The following is a 19,274-nucleotide window of genomic DNA, read 5'->3' on the forward strand; positions in this document are numbered from 1 at the left end:
CCTCCCGGCCCCCACCGACCCGCCGCTCCCCACCCCCGAGCCCGAGGTCACCCCGGACCCGGAACCGCCCGTCCAGGTGGAGACGGAGGACGACAGCCCCGACGACGACGGAGACGGCGGCGGGGACGGCGGCGGGGAGAGCGAGCCGGAGACCGAGAGCGGCCCCGTGGTACCGATCGGGGATGTCTGGCTGCGGAACAACTCGACCACCCGCTGCGCGGACATCCCGGGCGCGGCCCCCCAGTCGGGCTACAAGGTGGAGCAGCACCCGTGCAAGCCGGACCAGCGGAGCCAGCGATGGAACCTCCAGGTGAGGCTCCCCGAAGGGGGACCGGGCGGGCTGCCGCTCTTCTCGATCCGCAACGTCTGGGCCGACTTCTGCGTGGATCTGCCCGGGCAGGGGGCGCACAAGGAGGGGAAGGAGCTGTTCCAGTACAAGTGCGTCGAGAACACCGACGACAACCAGCTGTGGTGGCTCGACCCGCAGGAGAACGGCAACTACTGGTTCCGTAACAGCAAGAGCAACCACCTGTGCATGGTGGTCGACGGCCCGGACGCCACCACGTCCGACCGCCCGCTCAGGCTCGGCGACTGCGCCACCTCGGACCACCCCAACTGGGTGATCATCGACGCGGAGACCGGTGATTTCCTGTAAGGCGTCCGTCTTTTGACGAGGACTGTCTTACCTTCGACCGGAACTGGACCAACCGGAAAGCAAAGTTCCGTTCTTGGTCGATTACTTCATGATCATCAGTGTCGGGCCGTCCGTGCTGCGGACAACATCTCCGCAGCACGGACGGCCATGGGTTTCCCACCCATCCCGAAAGGTGAACGCTGATGTCCTTACACCACAGTCTCTCCATCGGAGCCATCGCCCTCACGATGGCCATCGGCGCCACGGTGCCGGCCACCGCCCAGCAATCCGCCGGCTCCCCCTACAGAAGCGAATCCATCTGCGACGAGCCGCACCTCAGACGCACCGCGGCCGAACCCCAGTGGGTCACCCTGATCACCGGTGACCGGGTCCTCACGGACGGCGAAGGCGGTGTCTCCACCATGGTGGCCGCCGATGGCCGGGAGTCCATCCCCGTCAACACCACCGCCGCCAAGGACACCACCCTGGTGATCCCACTGGACGCCTACCCGCTCGTCGCATCCGGTGCCGTGGACGAGCGCCTTTTCGACATCGGCGAACTGAGCCGCGCCCAGCAGGCCCACCCCCACGGGCTGCCCCTCACCGTCACCCACACCGAGGAGCACCACGCCCAGGACCCCGCCGAAGTGACCCTCACCGCCGAGCGGGCCCCCGCGATCTGGGAGGAGCTGACCCGGCCGGCGGACGCCGCGGGGATGAGCCGCGCCATCGCGCCGGGGGTCGCCACGGTAGCGCTGGACGGCGCCCCTGAATCAGCCGCAGCCGGGGAAGCCGTGCAGCCACAGGCGGCCGAGTTCGAACTCACCGTCACCACCTACGACCGCGACGGCAATCCCCTCCCCTTCTGGAACGTGACGATCATCGATCTGAGCAACGGGGATTACCTTTTCGGGGGCAGCCAGAACCCGGTGCTGCTCCCCGAGGGCGACTATTCGATCAGCACCATGATCACCAACCAGGTAACCGGCGGCACCGACTTCCTCGTCCGGCCGGGGGTGAACGTCTCACGGGACACCCGCCTCACCTTCCACGCTGCCGACGCCAAGAGCGTCACCTTCGATTTCCCCGACCCGGCGGCGCAGGAGGAGGCATTCGTGGTGGAGTACTCCATCACCGATGCCGTTCCGTGGTCCCTGGGCCAGGGCCTGTGGCTCCGCCGGGTGTCGGTGGATCTCCGTACCGCGCAGATCGGTTCCCCGCCGGACGGCGTGAACATCGCCGGCAAGGCGCTCGCCAGCTGGACTCTCGGCAATGAGTTGGGCCGTGGCACGGCCGATTATCACGCCATCGCGTACCAGCAGGACGCGTTCTTCACTGGGGTGACCCGCGACGTCCGGTTGAGCGAGATGGCGAAGCTGGTCACCAGGATGGGCTCCGCCCAGCACGGTTACGGGATTCTGCGGGCGACCCCCTTGGGCTACCTGGCCATCCAGCCCATCACCCGTTACGCACCCGCCACCGTGGCGGTGTACGTGGACGCGGCCGGCCGAGTGGCGTCTGGTGATGCACCAGTGGTCGCCCTGGACCGACATCGATGGGGAGTTCCGGAAGTACGCCGCCGGCCAGACCTATGACGTCGACCTCAATATCGGGGTGTTCGGACCCCGCGTCGCTCCGGAGTGCCACGGCCTCTTCCGTACCGGGAACCAACTGCACGGCAGGATCGATCCGTTCGCGGACGGCCACGGCAATTCCGTGGAGAATCCGACCACCGACACCTGGACCGAGTTGTATCGCGACGGAGCCCTGTACGCCACCTCGGACGATCCCATCGACTCGGCGCTCTTCGATCTCCCCGCCGGTGAGGCCGAGTACGAGCTGGTGACCCATGTCGCCCGCGACCCGGAGCGGTATCCGACCAGCACTGAGGTCACCACCTCCTTCACCTTCACCTCCGCCGGCACCGGAGCGGGCGAAACCGCCGCGCTGCCCGCTTCCTTGGCACGCTTCACCCCGCACCTGGACCACGACAGCACCGCCCCGGCCGACCAGCGGGGCTTCCCGGTGCCGGTCAGCGTCGAGGGGCCGGCCGCCGAGGCGGCCGACAGCTGGCTGAGTGTCTATGTCTCCTTCACGGACGGCGCCACCTGGCGGCCGGCCGCCGTCAGCAATGGCCGGATTCTGGTCAACAACCCGCCGGCCGACCGGAGCGTGTCGCTGCGCGCCGTGCTCGATGACGGCGAGGGCAATGTGTCCACGGTCACCATCATCGACGCCTACCGCACCGCCTGAACGACGGGCGGGGCGCTACGGCTTGACCCGCACCAGGCCGGCATCGTAGGCGATGATGACGGCCTGGATGCGGTCCCGGGCGCCGATCTTGGTGAGGACCCGGCCGACGTGTTTCTTGACGGTGGACTCGGTGAGGGTGAGCCGTTCGGCGATCTCCGTGTTGGTCCAGCCGTTGCCGATGGCGATCAGCACCTGCCGTTCACGGTCGCTGAGCGTCCGCAGCCTCGGGTCCTCGTCGGCCGCTGCCCGCCCGGCGGGGGCGAGGACCTGGTGGGCGTACGCGTCCAGCAGCCGTCGTGTCAGGCTGGGGGCGACGACGGCGTCGCCGGTGGCGACGGCCTCGATGCCGGCCACCAGTTCCTCGGGGCGGGAGTCCTTGAGCAGGAAGCCGCTGGCGCCGGCCCGCAGTCCCTCGTACGCGTACGCGTCGAGATCGAAGGTGGTCACGATGAGCACCCGGGTACGGCCGCCGGCCGCGATGATCCGGCGGGTGGCCTCGATGCCGTCCATGCCGGGCATGCGGATGTCCATCAGCACCACATCGGGACGCAGTTCGGCGGTGAGCCGGACGGCTTCGGCGCCGTGCCCGGCCTCGCCGACCGGGCTCAGCCCGGCGGTGCTCTCCAGCAGCATGCGGAAGCCGAGGCGTTGCAGCGGCTGGTCGTCGGCGATCAGCACGGTGGTCATGACGGGGGTTCTCCTGTCGCCGGTATGTCGAATTCCACGCGCACCATCCAGCCGGGTCCGTCCTCGCGCGGTCCGACGCCGACGTCCGCGCCGTACATGGCGGCGCGTTCGAGGATGCCGACCACGCCGTGTCCGGGGTCGGCGGCCCGCGCGTGCGGTGCGCGTCCGGTGTCGCTGATCCGGGCGCGTACCCGTCCGTCGTCGAGGGCGACCATGACCTCGGCGGTGGCGTCGGGGCCCGCGTGTTTGAGGGTATTGGTGAGTGCTTCCTGCACGATGCGGTACAGGGTGAGCTGTACGCCACGGCCGAGCGTTTCGATGGCGCCGGCGGTCCGGTAGGTGACGGGCAGGCCGGTCGCGCGGACCCGGGCCAGGAGCGCGTCCAGGTCGTGGATCCCGGGCTGCGGGGTGAGGGGCCGCTCGCCGGGGCCCTGGTCGGCGCGGAGCACCCCCAGCACGCGGCGCAGTTCGTTCAGCGCTTGCCGGCCGGTGTCCGCGAGCAGGCCGAGCGGTTGGGCGGACTGTTCGTTGCGCTGGGCGGCCAGGGCGGCGGCGCCGTCGGCGAGGGTGACCATGACGGAAAGATGGTGGCCGAGGATGTCGTGCATCTCGCGGGCGACGCGCGAGCGTTCCTCGGCGGCGGTGAGGCGTACCCGCTGGTCGCGTTCGATCTCCAGCCGGGCGGCGCGGTCCTCCAGCGCGGCCAGGTACATCCGGCGGATGCGCAGGGTCAGTCCGGTGGCGATGGCGGCGGTCAGGGTGCCCAGCAGGAAGAACAGGCCGACCAGGGGGTGCTCCACGTCCGTGAGGAACCAGACGGCGGCGACCGCTTCGGCGAGTACGAGGGCGGCGCCGAGCGCCAGTGCCCGGGGGGAGCCGCGCAGGGCAAGGCTGTAGAGGGCGATCAGTACGCTGATCCCGGCCGGCTGCCACACGCCCAGTGTCCATTGGGTGAGCGAGGCCAGGGAGACGATGACGAGGGTGACGGCGGGGGCGCTGCGCCGCCACCACAGGGGGAGGGCGAGGGCGGCGGCGCACGGCAGCAGGACGCTGTTCGGCACCTGGTCCCGGGGTTCCGCCGCGCCGAAGGGCGTGTTGTCGCCGCCGACCAGCAGGTGCGTGACGGTGATGCCGACGACGAGCAGCACCACGGCGGTGTCCAGCAGCCATGGGTGGCGGCGGTCGAGGCCCTGGAGGAGCCGCTGTCTGCGGACCAGTTGTTCCAGGGCCGGGTGCCCCCAGGGGGAGGTCTCCGTGGTGGATCCGCGGCGCCGGCTCATGGTCGCCCTCGTCGTTCTCGTCGTTCTCGTCGTCGTTCTCGTCGTCCTCGGCCTCGTTCCGTCCCTCAGGCGTCGGTGCGGGCCAGCCGGAGCGCCGCGCCGGCGAGGGCCAGCGCCACCCAGCCGGCGAAGACCGCGATCCCCGCGCCGGGCGCCAGCGTGTCCGCGGACTCGGTGAGGGCGTACCCGGCGCCGCCCGCGTTGCTGGGGAAGTACGGGCTGATCGTGTCGTACCAGGAATCGGGCAGCAGCGAGGCCAGGCCGGGCAGCAGCAGCAGGATGCCGACCAGGGCGGCGATCGCGCCGGCGGTGGAGCGGATCAGCATCCCCAGGGCCACGCCGAACACCGCGACCAGACCGAGGTAGAGTCCGGCGCCGGCCAGGCTGCGCAGCACCCCGTCGTCACCGAGGGTGAGTGCGATGTCGTCCCCGTCCAGGCCGAGGGAGCCCAGTTGGAAGGCGGCGAGCGCGCCGAGGGCGGTCAGGGCTCCGGCGATGGGCCCGATGACCGCGCTCTTGGCCCACAGCACGGGCAGCCGGCGCGGGACGGCGGCGAGGGTGGAGCGGATCATGCCGGTGGTGTACTCGCCGGCCGAGGACAGCACCCCGAGCACGCCGATGGCGAGGGAGGCGAAGGTGACGCCCATCAGGGCGAGGGAGACGGCGTCGCTGGGGCCGTCTGCGCCGCCGGGGCCGGGGGGCGGGGGCATGCCGGCCTCGGAGCCGTCCGCGCTGTAGGTGAAGGACGCGATGGCGCCGAACAGCGTCAGCAGGAACGCGGCCACTCCCAGGGTGATCAGGGAGGAGCGCAGTGACCAGAACTTGGTCCACTCCGAGCGCAGCACCCCCCGGGCGGTGACCTTGCGGGCGGCCGGAGCGGCGGCGTCGGTGTCCCGGGCGCCGCCGGGGCGCCCGGGGCGGCGGATGGTGGTGGTGGCGGCGGGCATCAGGCGGCCTTTCGTACGGGGTCGGTGGCGGGCGCGCTCTGGTACTCGACGGCGTCGCGGGTCAGCTCCATGAAGGCGTCCTCCAGAGAGACGGACCTGGGGGTCAGCTCGTACAGCGGTATGCCGTGCCGGGCGGCGATCAGCCCGATCTCGTGGGCGGTGAGCCCGGTGACCAGCAGCCGGTCGGCGTCGGTGGAGGTGATGGTGACCCCGGGGCCGGTCAGCAGCGGGCGCAGCCGGCCGGCCTCGGTGGTGGCGACCTGGACTCCGCCGCCGCCGGCCTGCTGGGTGAAGTCGGCCACCGTGGTGTCGGCGAGCAGCCGGCCGCGTCCGATGATCACCAGGTGTTCGGCGATCAGCGCGGTCTCGCTCATCAGATGGGAGGAGAGCATCACGGCCCGGCCCTCGGCGGCCAGCGAGGCGAGGAGGTTGCGTACCCACAGCACGCCCTCGGGGTCGAGTCCGTTGACCGGTTCGTCGAGCATGACGACCGCCGGATCGCCCAGCAGGGCGGCGGCGATGCCGAGCCGCTGTCCCATGCCGAGGGAGAAGGCCCCCACCCGCTTGCCGGCGACGCTGCCGAGCCCGGCGATCTCGATGACCTCCGCCACCCGGCGCCGTCCGATCCCGTGGGTGTGGGCGAGCGCCATCAGGTGCCCGAAGGCGCTGCGCCCCGGGTGGACGGACTTGGCGTCCAGCAGGGTGCCGATCTCGTGCAGCGGGGCGGCGTGCCGGGCGTAGGGGCGGCCGTTGACGGTGACGGTGCCGGCCGTGGGGGTGTCGAGGCCGACGATCATCCGCATGGTGGTGGACTTGCCGGCGCCGTTGGGTCCGAGGAACCCGGTCACCTCGCCCGGCTTCACGGTGAAACTCAGTCCGTCGACGACGGTCTTGTCCCCGTAGCGTTTGGTCAGCTGCTGGGCTTCGATCATGGAGATCGCCTCTCGTGTGCTGGGGCCGGTCCGGGCCGCGAGCCCACCCGTGGCCGGTGCGTCCGACGCTAGGCGGCCGTCGGGCGTGATCCGTGGGACCGCGGGGGTGTCCTGCGCGGCCCGGGTGGTACCCCGGTACCAGTGGGATCCGGCGGTCAGGACGCGGCGATGTCGATGGATTTGTCCTCGAACGACTTCACGGCGAAGGTCTTCATGGCCCGCTTGCCGACCGGGGTTCCGAACAGGGTCTGGGTGAGGGTCCTGGTGGCCTTGTCGCGGCGGGTCTGGGGGACGAACATCACCAGGTCCTTGCGGCCGATCTCCTGGTGGGTCTCGATGAAGGGCCGCATTTTCTGGTCCCACTCGCGCAGTGCCCTGGTGATGTTGCCGGGGTTGCGTTGCAGGTTGGTGCCCAGCAGGTCGGCGCCGGCCATCGCGGTGGAGGCTCCCATGCCGGAGTAGAGCGTCAGGCACCAGGCGGCGTCGCCGAGCAGGACCACCCGGCCGGCGTGCCAGTGGGGCATGACGACCTGGTGGACGGAGTCGAAGAGGTACTCGTCGGCCGCCTCGAACTGCTGGAGCAGGTTCTCCAGCACCGGTCCGGTGGGCCCGGGGCCGAAGGCTTCGCGCAGCGATTCGATGGGCGGGCGGCGGAACTGGGCGTCCTCGTCGGAGGTCCGGTAGGAGAAGAGCACCGCCGGCCGGTGGTCGGTGAAGGGGAAGACCCATACCGAGCGGCCGGGCTCCGCGAGGACGAGGCCGTCCGTGCTGCGGTAGCCGGGGACCGGCTCGCGCAGCAGGGTGGCGCCGATGATGTGGTCGAAGGGGCGCAGGTAGTCGGGGTCGGGGCCGAAGGCCAGCCGGCGCACGGTGGACCGCAGGCCGTCCGCTCCCACCACCAGGTCGAAGCGTTCGGTGGTCTCGGTGAAGCCCTCTTCGCCACCGGTCCCCGCCCCGGTCCCCGCCCCGGCTCCGGTCCTGGTCCGCAGGGTGACGTCGGCGCCGTCCGGGTCCTGGTGGATGGCGTGCGGGGTGGTGGCGTACCGGATCTCGGTCAGGGGGGCGACGGCCTCGTAGAGGGCGGCCTCGATGTCGCCGCGCAGCAGCATGCGCGGCGAGCCCGGCAGGTCGCCGTATCCGAGGCCGGCCCGGCGCCGTCCCTTCCGGTTGATGTCGAAGGAGGTGCTGACGGGGTCGACGCGGTCGCCGATGGCGTCCAGGACGCCCAGCCGCTCGGCGGCGGCCCGGCCGGCGCCGAACAGGCCGATGAAGTAGCCGGAGGAACGGCGCGCGGGTGCCCTCTCGACGATCAGCGTGTCCCAGCCGATGTCGTGCAGGCGCAGGGCGGTGGCCAGACCTCCGATGCCCATGCCCACGACGAGGGCGCGTGGCTTACTCATGTCGATCCTCTCTGGTAGGTGCCGCTCCCATTATTGACTCATCTCAAGACTTCAGTCAAAAATGGCCCGGCTAGCATGCGGGGACAACCCGAGGAGGACGGAAAACCCATGGCACGCCCCACCCAGGACCGCGCGGCGGCGATCCTCACCGCAGCCAGGACCCAGTTCCGCGAGACCGGGGCGGACCACGCCACCATCGACGACATCGCCGCCCGCGCCGGGGTGGGCAAGGGCACGGTCTTCCTCTACTGGCCCTCCAAGACCCGGCTGCGCGAAGCCGTACTCGTGCTGGAGATCGCCAGGGAATTCGCGCGCCTCGCCGACGACCTCAGCCACGACCCGGCGCTCCTGCGCCTGGGCACCCTGGTGCGGCACCAGATCGAGGCGTCCCTGGACAACCCGGACCTGGCCCCCTTCCTGGCCGGCCCCCCGCTCGCACCGCCCGCCCCACCGGCCCCCCCGGCCGAGGCCCTGCGCCAGGCCCTGTCCGTCATGGACCAGCACGGGCTCATCCGCCCGGTCCCCCACGACGAGATCCTGCGCGGCATGCAGCTGGTACTGGTCGGCGCCCTGGCCACCGCCGTCTCCGACCCCGCCCAGCGCCCGCACATCCTCGACACCGCCGAACGCCTGGTGGCGTCCGGCTACCAGCGGGACGACGTCACGCCGGAGGCGATCGAGGCCGCGCTTCCCGGGGTCCTCGACGCCCTGGAGGACGCCGTCGACCAGTTCGTCCGGATCGCGGCCCCCGACCGCCCCACCGGCGCCGACCTACGACCCCGGCCCCGGCCCCGTCCGGCGCGCTGACGGCGGGGCCGGCCGGCCTCACACCGTGAACTCGCGGATCACCGTGTTGCGGAACACCGCGCCGCCGCCGATCGTGAACAGCGCGAGCCGGGTGTCCAGCAGGTACGGGAACACCTGGCTGGTGTGCGCGTAACGGCCGTCGTCGACGAACATCTCCACCGAGGTGCGGTCCACCAGGATCCGCAACCGCACCGTGCCGGCGGACGGGTCGAACGGGGTCCGGCTCTCCTGCCACCTGCCGGACGGGTCGGCGTTCACCGTGCCGCGCCGGTTGAGAAAGGCGTAGTCGCCGTAGATCCCGGCATCGATGTGCCGGCCGCCGTTGGGTGAGCGCCTCAGCTGGAGCCCGGCCCCGGTGAGCCGGGACCAGGTGATCTCGGTCGTCACCTCGTAGGAGATGCCGGTGTAGTCGAGCAGCCTGGTGCCGTCCACGGTCACATCGCCCAGGTTCACGGTGCGCGAGACATGCGCGTCAAGACCGGCGACGGGCCGGGAGGCGAGGTAGTAGGTGCTGTCGGACGCCCTCTTGAGGGTGATCTCGCGGACGATGGAGTTCGTGCCGTTGAAGCCGTCGCAGTCGATGGTGGGGGTGGTGTCGGCGTAGTCCCAGTTGTTCACCCAGCCGATCGCGTACCGGGCCGCCGGGTCCACCACGCCGCTCGCGCTCCGCTTCTCGAAGGTGACGGCGGCGTACCAGTCCCAGCCGTGGTCGAGCCACTGCGGGTCACGCGCCTCGGCGGTGAACGCGCTGCCGTCGAAGGAACCCGTCCAGTAGGCGTACGTGTTGGGCCGCCCCGAGCCCTTGCCGTTGGCGCTCGCGCCGAGCACCCACCTCACGGTGCCGTCGGCGGCGGTGATGCGGAACAGGTCGGGGCACTCCAGGACACCGATGCCGTCGTGGACGAAACCGCTGACGTACGTCCAGGACTTGAGGTCGTCGGAGTGGTAGAAGCCGATCTTGTTGTTCTCGGTGAGGGCCATCACCCAGCGGCCCCGGTCCTCGTCGCGGATCACCTTGGGGTCGCGGAAGTCGGCGACGCCGGGGTTGGGCAGGACGGGGCCGCTCCCGTGCGGGGCGAAGGTGCGACCGCCGTCGGTCGAGTAGTACAGGAACTGCTCCTGGCGGTCGGTGCCACCGCCGGGGGACATGGTGACGATGATGACGACCGCGCCCGCGCCGAATCCGGCCGTGTTGCCGGTGTCGACCACCGCCGAACCCGACCAGAGATCGCCGTTGGGCGTGGTGTTCTTGGGCGCGGCGACCCCGCGGTCGGTGAAGGAGACCAGGTCCCTGGTGGTGGCCAGGCGCCACGCGGTGCCGGTGACGCCGGTGAAGTAGTCGGCGTTGTAGAGGTAGTAGTAGTGGTACTCGCCGTCGATCCAGACCGGCCGCTGCGGGTCGTTCATCCACTGGTCGGGGACGGTGAAGTGGTAGGCCGCGCGGTAACTCGCCCCGCTCGCCGCAGCCGTGGTGCCGCTGTGGGCGGTGGCCGTTCCGGTGGGCAGCAGCGCGGCGGCGGTGCCCACCGCCGATCCCGCGAACAGTGATCTCCTGGAAATCCCCGATGTTCCGGGCATGACACATCGTTCCTCTCGTGGCGGCCCGTCAGGGCCGGTGGCGGCGCACGGCGCGGAGGGCGTGAGAAATCGGCTCACGTGAACGAGGACTGTAGACCTAACTCGTTAAAGGTCAAGCGTTCCCGACCCTTGACAGTTCTGCCGCCCGGTTCTCATCATCTGGGCATCAACCCTGATCTAACACGAGTTAGGCCCGCTTGATGACTGACTCGCACCTCCTCCGCCGCACACTGCTGCGGTACGGCGCGTACGGGGCCGGAGCCGCCGCCCTGGCCGCCACCGCCGCGAGCTGGGACCGGCTCACCGGAGCCGACATCCCCGGCCGCAACGACGGCTCCCTCGTCGTCGCCACCCTCGGCTCCGCCTTCGACCCGGCCACCGTCGCCGCCCTCACCGAGGGCTTCCACCGGCTCCACCCCGACATCCCGCTGCGGGTGAACGCGGTGCAGGCCGTCGACTGGTCGGACTTCTTCGCCAAGATCCTCACCCAGATCGCGGCGGGCACCGCCCCCGACCTGGTGTATGTGGCCACCGAGGGCGTGCAGTTGTTCGCCCGGCGGCTCGGCGTGCCCCTGGACCGCTGGGTACGGCGGGACGCGGCCGAGCTGCGCGAGTACTTCGCCGACGTCCACCCCGCGCTGGTGGAGTCGATGATGTACGAGGGGAGCCTTTACCAGCTGCCGATGGAGTTCAACGCGGCCGACATGTACCTCAACAAGCAGGTACTGGAACGCGCGGGCGCGGGTTTCCCGGCCACCGACTGGAACCGCGACGACTTCACCGAACTGCTGCGGGAGATGAAACGCTCCGGCGACGCGCACTTCACCCCGTACTTCTGGACCAACCGGCTGTGGGGCGGCGTCGTGCCCTGGCTCTTCGCGGCCGGCACCAACCTGCTGAAGGAGTCGAAGGCGCCCGGCGGCTCCTGGCTGTGGGACACCTTCTACCCGTCCGCCGACCGGCGCGGGCGCGGCGGGGGCTTCCGCTGGACGACCCCGCAGGCCACCGCCGACCGGGTCGAGGAGACGTACGACTACCTCGCCTCCCTCGTCCAGGAGAACCTGTGCTCCCGGCCCGAGGGCGGCAGCGGCACCAATCTGGTCGGGGTGTTCTCCAGCGGCCGGGTCGGCGTCACCCCGGCGGGCGGATTCTGGGCGGGCGGACTCCAGTCGGCCGGCATGCCGGCCACCGGCTACGACGTGCAGTACTTCCCGCGCTGGCGCACCCGGCGCCACCAGTTCGGCGCGGCGGGCTACGCGCTGCTGCGCAGCTCGAAGAAGCAGGAAGCCGCCTGGGAGTTCATCAAGTACGCGGCCCGCGAGGACACCATGACCCGGCTGTTCCGCGGCAACCAGACCACCCCGGCCCGGCGTTCGATGCTGAACGCCGCCCGCTACGCCGAGAGCGGCCCGGCACACTGGCGGGTCTTCTACGACACCCTCGACCGGTTTCCCGACACCGGCCCGATCCCCGCGCCGCCGCAGGTCGCCGAGGTGACCGATGTCCTGATCAAACACACCGGCACCGCGCTGGCCGCACCGCGTGCGGTGGGTCCCGCGCTGCGCCGGATGCAGAGCGACCTGGAGCAGGCGATGGAGCGTGAGATATGACGGACACCCAGGCCCCGGCCGTACGCCCGCGACCCGCCACGCCACCCACCGCCGCCGCCGCCGGGCGGCCGGCGGTCCGCGACCGCGGCGCCCGGCTGCTGGCCGCGCTGTTCCTGGCGCCCACGATCGCCGGCATCCTGGTCTTCACGGTCGTGCCGATCATCGGGTCCGTCGTGCTGAGCCTGTTCCACTGGAACGTGATCGACCCGCCGCGTTTCGCCGGCGGCGCCAACTACCGTACGACCTTCGCCGACTCGACCGTCCTGGTCTCCTTCCGCAACACGCTCCTGTTCATGGTCCTCGCGGTCGGGCTGCAACTGCTGATCGCGCTGGTGCTGGCGCTCGCGCTGAACGGGCGGATGCCGGTGTGGCTGCGGTCGGTGTTCCGCTCGGCGTTCTTCTTCCCGGTGGTGCTGTCCGCCGCATCGGTCTCGGTGGTGATGAAGTACCTGTTCAACCAGGACTTCGGGGTGGTGAACTGGCTGATCGGCCTGGTCGGTGTCGCGCCCGTACCCTGGCTGACCTCGGAGCACGCCGCGATGGTCACCGTGATCCTGGTCTACGTCTGGCAGCAGTTCGGCTTCTCGTTCCTGCTGTTCGTCGGCGGTCTGAACAACATCCCCAAGGAGATCCACGAGGCCGCCGCGCTCGACGGCGCGACCGGCCTGCGCAAGCACCTGGGCATCACGCTGCCGCTGCTGTCGCCGACGCTCCTCGTCGCGTCGGTGGTCGGCATCATCAACGCCCTCCAGGTCTTCGAACAGCCCTATGTCCTCACCGACGGCGGACCCGGCGACGCCACCCGCACCGTGGTCATGGTGATCTACCAACGGGCCTTCGAACAGCTCGACTTCGGCGAGGCGTCCGCCGTGGGCGTGCTGCTCTTCGCGCTGATCATGGCGGTCACCGCCCTCCAGTTCCGGCTCAGCCGGCGTTTCGTCCACTACCAGTGAGCCGGTGAGCCGCATGAGCCGAGCAACCCCCACCGTGAGTCGCGTACGTCACTCCCTCACCCCCTGGGCCAGGATCGCCGCACTGACCGGGTGCGCGCTGCTGACACTGGGCCCGGTCATCTGGACCGTCGCCACCTCGCTGCGTACCCCGGCCCAGTCCTTCGACCTGCCCCCGCGGATCATCCCGACGCAGCCGACGGCCGATGCCTACCGGGGGGTCTTCGAGCAGCTCGACGTGTGGCTGCTCGCCCTGAACTCCACGCTGGTCACCTCACTGATCGCCGCCGGCCAGATGATCACGGCGGGCCTGGCCGGCTACGCCTTCGCGCGCCTGGAGTTCCGCTTCAAGAAGCCGCTCTTCGGCCTGGTCCTGGCGACCATGATGGTGCCGTTGCAGGTCACCATCGTTCCGGTGTTCCTGGTACTGAAGTCGATGAGTCTCACCGACACGCTCCTGGGCCTGATCATCCCGGCCTTCCCGACGGCCTTCGGCACGTTCCTGATGCGCCAGTACTTCCTCGGTATGCCGAAGGACCTGGGCGAGGCGGCCATGCTGGACGGCGCGGGGCCCTGGCGGATCTTCCGCTCGGTGTACGCGCCGCTGGCCGCACCCGGCCTGGCGATCGTCGGGGTGCTGGCCTTCAACTACCACTGGAACGAGTTCTTCCGCCCGCTGATCCTGGAGACCTCCAGCCAGAACCACACCCTTCCGCTGGGGCTGGTCTCCCTCCAGGGCAACCTCGGCACCGGATCGATCTCGGTGGTGCTGGCCGGGGTCGTGCTCTCGATGCTTCCCGCCGTCGCCGTGTTCGTCGTCGGCCAGCGCCCTCTGCGGGAGGGCATCACCTCGGCAGGAGTCAACCGATGAGCCACGACCCGCACGCGCCCAGGTTCCGTATCCGTCCGGCCGCGGGCTGGATCAACGACCCCAACGGCCCGTTCCGCTGGCTGGGCCGCCGGCACCTCTTCTACCAGTACAACCCGGACGCCCCGATCCACGCCGGCATCCACTGGGGCCACGCCTCCAGCCGCGACCTCGTCCACTGGGAACACCACCCGGTCGCCCTCACCCCGACGCCGGGCGGCCCCGACGAGGCCGGCTGCTGGTCGGGCTGCGTGGTCGACGACGCCGGCACCCCGACCGCCGTCTACACGGGGGTCGACCGTGCCCACGCCGGACTCGGCACCATCTGCCTGGCGCGGGCGGCGGACCCGGACGACGAGCGGCTGACCGAGTGGCAGCCGCTGCCGGCACCGGTGGTGGCGGGGCCGCCGCCGGGGCTGGACGTGGTGATGTTCCGCGACCCGTTCGTCTTCCACCACGCGGACCGTCGCTGGGCCCTCGTCGGGGCCGGGCACGCCGACGGTACGCCGTCGGTCCTGCTCTACGACTGCGCCGACCTGACCGACTGGCGGTTCGCCGGGGTGCTGCTGGACGGCAAGGACCCGGTGGCGTACGGCGTGTTCGGCGACGCGCCGGTGGGCTGGGAGTGCCCGAACCTGTACCGGACGGCGGGCGGCGACCACGTGCTCGTGGTGTCCCTGTGGGACGGGGACCCCCGCTCCACCGGCTATCTCACGGGCCGTCTGCACACCGACTCCCAGGGCATGTTGCGGTTCGGACCGCGCGCCGGCGGCCGGCTGGACCAGGGCCGGGACTTCTACGCCCCCTCCGTACTCCAGGAGCCGGACCGCGCGCTGCTGTGGGGCTGGTCGTGGGAGGCCCGCCCGCACGAGGAGACGCAGCGGGCCGGATGGGCGGGCGTACTCACCGCGCCACGGGTCGTCGACGTCCACCCCGACGGGTCGCTGCGGGTGGCTCCGGCCCCGGAAGTCGACCTGCTGCGCCCGGCCGAGCCGTTCGTCACCGCGCCGGGCCGGGTCCCGCTGCCCCACACGTACGACCTGACGGTCACCGCGTCCGGACCGACCACGGTGAGCCTGCTCCGGAACGCGGCGGGCCGGGAGCTGACCGTACGGGCGGACCCCGCCTCCGGAACCGTCGTGCTGGACCGCACCGGCTGGCCCCGTACCGGCGGGGAAGGCTCCGCACCGATCACCGTAGGCGTACCGAAGGGGCCGGAACTCGCGCTCCGGCTGCTCGTCGACGGCTCGCTCCTCGAACTCTTCGTCGCCGAACGGGCCATGGTCACCGAGCGCGTCTACCAACGCCCCGGCGACACCGCCGAACTCGTCGTCGACAGTCCGGGGGCCCGGGTCACCGGGTGGGCGCCGGACCCACGGAGGCGCGGCTGACCAGCGGGCAGGCCAGCCGCCGGACGGTCGCGGGCGGCGTGCGGCCCGCCTCGATGGCGTCCAGGAGCAGCCGGGCCGCCGCCTCGCCCATCGCCCGGTGCGGCAGCGCGACCGAGGTGAGCGGCGGGGTGAGGAACGCGGCCATGTGCTCCTGGTCGTCGTAGCCGACCACCGACAGTTCGGCGGGCACCTCGATCCCGAGCCGGGTCGCGGCGTGCAGGACCCCCGCCGCGACCCGGTCGTTGTAGCACAGGACACCCGTGGGGCGACGGGCCGGCCCGACCCCGTCGAGCAGGCGCAGCGCCCCCGCGTACCCCATGGAGATCTCGCCGCCGGCGCGCACGATCCACTCCTTGGGCACGGTGACGCCCTCGGCGCGCAGCGCCTCCCGGAAGCCGCGGGTACGTTCCACGGAGGCGATGTCGTCCAGGCCGCCGATCACGGCGAGCCGGCGGTGGCCGGCGGCGAGCAGCAGCCGGGCGGCGGTACGGCCACCGGCGCGCTCGGCGGGGACCACGGCGGGCAGGGAGCCGTCCTCGGGCAGGCAGTTGGCCAGCACGGAGTGGGTACGGTGCAGGCCCTCGGGGACCCGGACCCGGCGCAGCGACATGGCGGCGTAGATGATGCCGTCCACCCGCCGGTCGAGCAGTTCGGCGACGGCCGCGTCCTCCTTGGCCGGGTCACCGCCGGAGTCGACGGTGAGGACGAGATGGTCGCTGCTCCAGGCGGTCTCCATGGCGCCGCGCAGCAGCCGGCCGGCGAACGGCGAGGACGCGATCTCATCGGTGACCAGCCCGATCACGGCCGTGCGGCGGCGGCGCAGCCCGCGGGCCACCGGGTCGGGGCGGTAGCCCAGCCTTTCCGCGGCCTGCCGGATGCGTTCCTGGGTGGCTTGGGAGAGATTGCCCTTCGCCCGGCCGTTGAACACGAAGGACACCGCGGTGTGCGACACACCGGCGAGCCGGGCGACGTCCCGTGACGTCGGACGCCCGGTGCCCGCACCTGTGCTCTCCCCGGCACCACCCACGCCGTCCGCCACCCTCGCCCAGCCCGTCCCTGTCGATCACGATCGATCACGATCCACCCTATCCACGGAAAGCGGCACGGCACACGGGAGCCCGAGGTGAGCACCGGATTCGCCGGCGGGCAGGGGGCTGACCGCCGATCCGGCTCGTGCTGGAAGGGGCCGTTGCGCGGCCCGCGGCCAGGTGGCACGTCGTCCGACTGCCGAGAACCCGCTCAGTCGTCCACGGCGCGGCGCTTCGTCCTGCGCACGGCCGCAGCCGCCGGCAGTCCGAGCAGCGCCACGGCCGCCACCAGCAGCAGCGTGTCCGCCGCCGCGCGGGCGAGGCCGGTGTGGGCGGCGTGTTCCGCCAGGTCCTGGGCCCGGGGCAGCAGATCGGCGGGCAGGGAGTCGGGCAGCCGGGGACGGACGCCGCCGGCCTGGCTGGTCTCGGCCGCGCCGCGCAGGCTCGCCGTGAACCCGGAGCGGTGGGCGGCGGGCAGGTTCGTCGCCGCCTTGTCCGCCTCCTGCGCCACCCGCGCCGCGATCCGGCTCTGGAGCAGCACGCCGGCCGCCGCGCTGCCCAGTACCGAGCCGAGTTGGCGGCCGGTGAAGAAGATGCCGGAGGCGACACCGCGCAGTTCGGCCGGGACCGTCCGCATCGCCACATTGTTGACGGGCACCAGGACGAGTCCCATGCCGAGGCCGGTCAGCAGGAGACCGGGCAGCAGGTGCCAGGGCGGGCGGTCCGTGCCGAAGGACGCGGCGGTGACGGCGAGGCCCGCCGCCATTCCGGCCAGGCCGGTCACCAGGAGATATCTGCCTTCGATCCGGTCGGAGAGCCGGCCGGCGAACGGGGCCATGAGGCCGGAGAGCAGCGCCATCGGGGCGGTGAGCAGGCCGGACTCGGTGGCGGTCAGGCCGAGAGCCGACTGGAGATGGATGACCAGTGGCAGGAACATCGCGGTCAGCACGAACCCGACGATCGCCGTGACCACGGTGCCCGCCGAGAAGTCCCGGTTCCCGAGGACGCCGAGCGGCATCAGTGGCTCGGCGCGGGTTCTGGCCTGCCATGCGACGAAGGCGGCCAGCAGGACCACTCCGGCGGTGACGGTCTGGGGCACCGTGACCGGGCCGATCAGCCGGCCCCACTCGTGGCTCTCGCCGTTCTGGAGGCCGAACACGACCAGAAAGAGCCCGGAGCCCGACAGCAGGACGCCGGGTAGGTCGAAGCGGGTGGCGCCGCCCGGGCGGACGTCGGATATCACGCGCGGCCCCAGGGCCAGGCTTCCGGCGCCGATCAGGACGTTGACGCAGAAGACGCCCCGCCAGCCGAGGCCGTCCACCAGGACGCCGCCGAGCAGCGGGCCGGCGACGGTCGCCAGACCCGAGACGCCGCCGAGCGCGCCCAGCGCCCGGCCCCGGTCACCGGCCGGGAAGAGATGCGTGATGAGGGTCAGCGTCTGCGGGGTGAGCAGCGCCGCGCCGAGGCCCTGTACGGCGCGGAGGGCGATCAGCGTGTTGACGTCGCCGGCCAGAGCGGCGCCGCAGGACGCCGCGGTGAAGACCGCGAGCCCGGCGACGTACACCCGCTTGGGTCCGTACCGGTCGCCGAGGCGGCTGGTGAACAGCATCGGCACGGCGTAGGCGAGGAGGTATCCGCTGGTCACCCAGACGACCGATGTGAGGTCCGCGTCGAGGCCACGCACCATGGCGGGGACGGCCACGGCCACCAGGGAGACGTCCATCACGATCATGAACAGGCCCAGGGAGAGGGCGGTCAGCGCCGCCCAGGGGCTGGGGTGGCCCGGTGCTGCCTGCGCTGGGGCGGTGGTTTCTGTCATGGCTCCGCTCGGCTGGGGCACCGGCCCCGGGGCATGGGCGCGCCCGGGGCCGGTGACGTGGATGTGGATGTGGGTACGGGTGTGGGCGCGGAAGGCGGCCGAGTGACGGAGCGTCAGTAACGGACCTTGCCGTAGTCGACTTCCTGTACGGGGTAGCCGGCCGCCCGGCGGCCCAGCGCCCGCATCCGCTCCCGCATCTCCTCGGCGGGCAGATGGTGGAAGCTGCCATGGCCCGGCAGCACCCACTCGAAGGTCAGTTCCCGCGCACCACGGGCCACTGACGCGGCCAGCGTCGCGATCGAGTCGTAGACGACGCTGTCGGCGACCTCCAGGTCCTGTTGCGACCGGGACCAGAAGAACGCGTCGCCGCTGAAGCAGAACCGCTCGTCCGCGATGAAGAGCGTGCTGCCCTCGGTGTGGCCGGGAAACGGGTGGGCGATCACCCCGGGGCCGATCTCCACCGGTTCCGTGCCCCGGATGACGGAGTCGGCGTCGGGCCGCGCGTGCAGATCGCCCTCGTGGATCCACAGCCGGGCCCCGAACGCGTCGGCGTACTTGCGGCCGTGCGCCACATGGTCGAGGTGGGTGAGCAGGACGTCGGTGATCCGCCCCGCCGCCCGCTCGTAGCGGCGGGCGAGCGCGGGCCGCCAGCGCGGGGTGTCGATCATCATCGCCGTGCCGTCGGGGCGGCGCAGCAGGTACGAGGTGGCACCGTAGGTCTGCGGCGACGCGTGTCCGCACAGCAGGACCACGCCGTCCGGGTCCAGCGGCATCGGGTAGGGGTCGGAGTCCGCGGCCCACGCGTCGGCCGGCGGGTGCACGGACCGGGTCGGGCAGGCGTGCGCAGCCTGGTACATCTGCCGCGTCTCCTCCTCGGTCCGCGGCTGGCGGACGACCGTGGAGACGCCGCCGTAGTCGCCGCCGGCCGTGTAGGCGATCAGCCCGGGGGCGTACTGACGCGCGATGTTGCAGTTCAGGCAGCGGTCATCGACGTACCAGCCGCTCGGGGTGGTCTCGGCCGTCGTCCGGTCGGTCTCAGGGGTGCTCATCGCTCCGCTTTCCGGTGGAAATGAGTGGGGTCGGGGTCGGG

Annotated in this window: 17 protein-coding genes; 8 read left to right on the forward strand and 9 right to left on the reverse strand. The window is 71.7% G+C overall.

Annotation, left to right across the window (positions count from 1 at the left end; translation table 11 throughout):
- The 3 genes from AC5WRL_RS24655 to AC5WRL_RS24665 form a co-directional block, all read left to right on the forward strand.
- A partial coding sequence (locus AC5WRL_RS24655; RefSeq protein ID WP_496090851.1) for an RICIN domain-containing protein occupies positions 1-655 on the forward strand: 655 nt, incomplete at its 5' end.
- A 182-nt stretch (positions 656-837) separates the two neighbouring features.
- A complete protein-coding gene (locus tag AC5WRL_RS24660; RefSeq protein WP_496090852.1) occupies positions 838-2,229 on the forward strand; it encodes a hypothetical protein in 1,392 nt (463 codons plus the stop codon).
- A complete protein-coding gene (locus AC5WRL_RS24665; RefSeq protein ID WP_496090853.1) occupies positions 2,159-2,887 on the forward strand; it encodes a hypothetical protein in 729 nt (242 codons plus the stop codon). Before AC5WRL_RS24660 ends, AC5WRL_RS24665 begins: the two co-directional genes overlap by 71 nt.
- Before the next feature lie 15 nt (positions 2,888-2,902).
- Here AC5WRL_RS24665 and AC5WRL_RS24670 read toward each other — a convergent pair whose 3' ends face one another.
- From AC5WRL_RS24670 to AC5WRL_RS24690, 5 genes are all read right to left on the reverse strand, one after another.
- The gene (locus AC5WRL_RS24670; RefSeq protein WP_496090854.1) at positions 2,903-3,574 is read right to left on the reverse strand and encodes a response regulator; all 672 of its coding nucleotides are present in this window, start codon (positions 3,572-3,574) and stop codon (positions 2,903-2,905) included.
- Entirely contained in the window at positions 3,571-4,854 is a 1,284-nt protein-coding gene (locus tag AC5WRL_RS24675) for a sensor histidine kinase (protein ID WP_496090855.1), read from the reverse strand. Before AC5WRL_RS24675 ends, AC5WRL_RS24670 begins: the two co-directional genes overlap by 4 nt.
- A 65-nt stretch (positions 4,855-4,919) precedes the next feature.
- On the reverse strand, positions 4,920-5,801 hold the full coding sequence (locus AC5WRL_RS24680) for an ABC transporter permease (protein ID WP_496090856.1): 882 nt from the start codon (positions 5,799-5,801) through the stop codon (positions 4,920-4,922).
- On the reverse strand, positions 5,801-6,733 hold the full coding sequence (locus AC5WRL_RS24685) for an ABC transporter ATP-binding protein (RefSeq protein WP_496090857.1): 933 nt from the start codon (positions 6,731-6,733) through the stop codon (positions 5,801-5,803). Before AC5WRL_RS24685 ends, AC5WRL_RS24680 begins: the two co-directional genes overlap by 1 nt.
- A 155-nt stretch (positions 6,734-6,888) precedes the next feature.
- Positions 6,889-8,133 (reverse strand): FAD-dependent monooxygenase, encoded by a 1,245-nt coding sequence (locus tag AC5WRL_RS24690; RefSeq protein WP_496090858.1) that lies wholly within the window; start codon positions 8,131-8,133, stop codon positions 6,889-6,891.
- A gap of 108 nt (positions 8,134-8,241) precedes the next feature.
- On the opposite strand from AC5WRL_RS24690, the gene AC5WRL_RS24695 reads away from it, so the two are divergent.
- Positions 8,242-8,940 (forward strand): TetR/AcrR family transcriptional regulator, encoded by a 699-nt coding sequence (locus AC5WRL_RS24695; protein WP_496090859.1) that lies wholly within the window; start codon positions 8,242-8,244, stop codon positions 8,938-8,940.
- A gap of 18 nt (positions 8,941-8,958) precedes the next feature.
- Here AC5WRL_RS24695 and AC5WRL_RS24700 read toward each other — a convergent pair whose 3' ends face one another.
- The gene (locus AC5WRL_RS24700) at positions 8,959-10,518 is read right to left on the reverse strand and encodes a glycoside hydrolase family 32 protein (RefSeq protein ID WP_496090860.1); all 1,560 of its coding nucleotides are present in this window, start codon (positions 10,516-10,518) and stop codon (positions 8,959-8,961) included.
- Positions 10,519-10,718: 200 nt separating this feature from the next.
- Between AC5WRL_RS24700 and AC5WRL_RS24705 the strand changes: the two genes are divergently transcribed.
- The 4 genes from AC5WRL_RS24705 to AC5WRL_RS24720 are packed head-to-tail and all read left to right on the forward strand — an operon-like array spanning position 10,719 to position 15,337.
- On the forward strand, positions 10,719-12,128 hold the full coding sequence (locus AC5WRL_RS24705) for an extracellular solute-binding protein (RefSeq protein WP_496090861.1): 1,410 nt from the start codon (positions 10,719-10,721) through the stop codon (positions 12,126-12,128).
- On the forward strand, positions 12,125-13,081 hold the full coding sequence (locus AC5WRL_RS24710) for a carbohydrate ABC transporter permease (RefSeq protein ID WP_496090862.1): 957 nt from the start codon (positions 12,125-12,127) through the stop codon (positions 13,079-13,081). Before AC5WRL_RS24705 ends, AC5WRL_RS24710 begins: the two co-directional genes overlap by 4 nt.
- A gap of 13 nt (positions 13,082-13,094) precedes the next feature.
- Entirely contained in the window at positions 13,095-13,949 is an 855-nt protein-coding gene (locus AC5WRL_RS24715; protein ID WP_496090863.1) for a carbohydrate ABC transporter permease, read from the forward strand.
- Positions 13,946-15,337 carry a glycoside hydrolase family 32 protein gene (locus AC5WRL_RS24720; protein WP_496090864.1) on the forward strand — a complete coding sequence of 464 codons (1,392 nt, stop codon included), beginning with the start codon at positions 13,946-13,948 and terminating at the stop codon, positions 15,335-15,337. The genes AC5WRL_RS24715 and AC5WRL_RS24720 overlap by 4 nt, the downstream gene beginning before the upstream one ends.
- Here the strand turns inward: AC5WRL_RS24720 and AC5WRL_RS24725 are convergent.
- The 3 genes from AC5WRL_RS24725 to AC5WRL_RS24735 form a co-directional block, all read right to left on the reverse strand.
- Positions 15,300-16,364 carry a LacI family DNA-binding transcriptional regulator gene (locus AC5WRL_RS24725; RefSeq protein WP_496090865.1) on the reverse strand — a complete coding sequence of 355 codons (1,065 nt, stop codon included), beginning with the start codon at positions 16,362-16,364 and terminating at the stop codon, positions 15,300-15,302. The two genes, AC5WRL_RS24720 and AC5WRL_RS24725, sit on opposite strands and share 38 nt — an antisense overlap.
- Before the next feature lie 212 nt (positions 16,365-16,576).
- On the reverse strand, positions 16,577-18,184 hold the full coding sequence (locus AC5WRL_RS24730) for a DHA2 family efflux MFS transporter permease subunit (protein ID WP_496090866.1): 1,608 nt from the start codon (positions 18,182-18,184) through the stop codon (positions 16,577-16,579).
- 113 nt (positions 18,185-18,297) lie between these two features.
- Positions 18,298-19,233, reverse strand: coding sequence for an MBL fold metallo-hydrolase (locus AC5WRL_RS24735; protein ID WP_496090867.1), 936 nt, complete (start codon positions 19,231-19,233; stop codon positions 18,298-18,300).
- Positions 19,234-19,274: the final 41 nt, after the last annotated feature.

This window comes from Streptomyces sp. NTD107 (assembly GCF_059510435.1).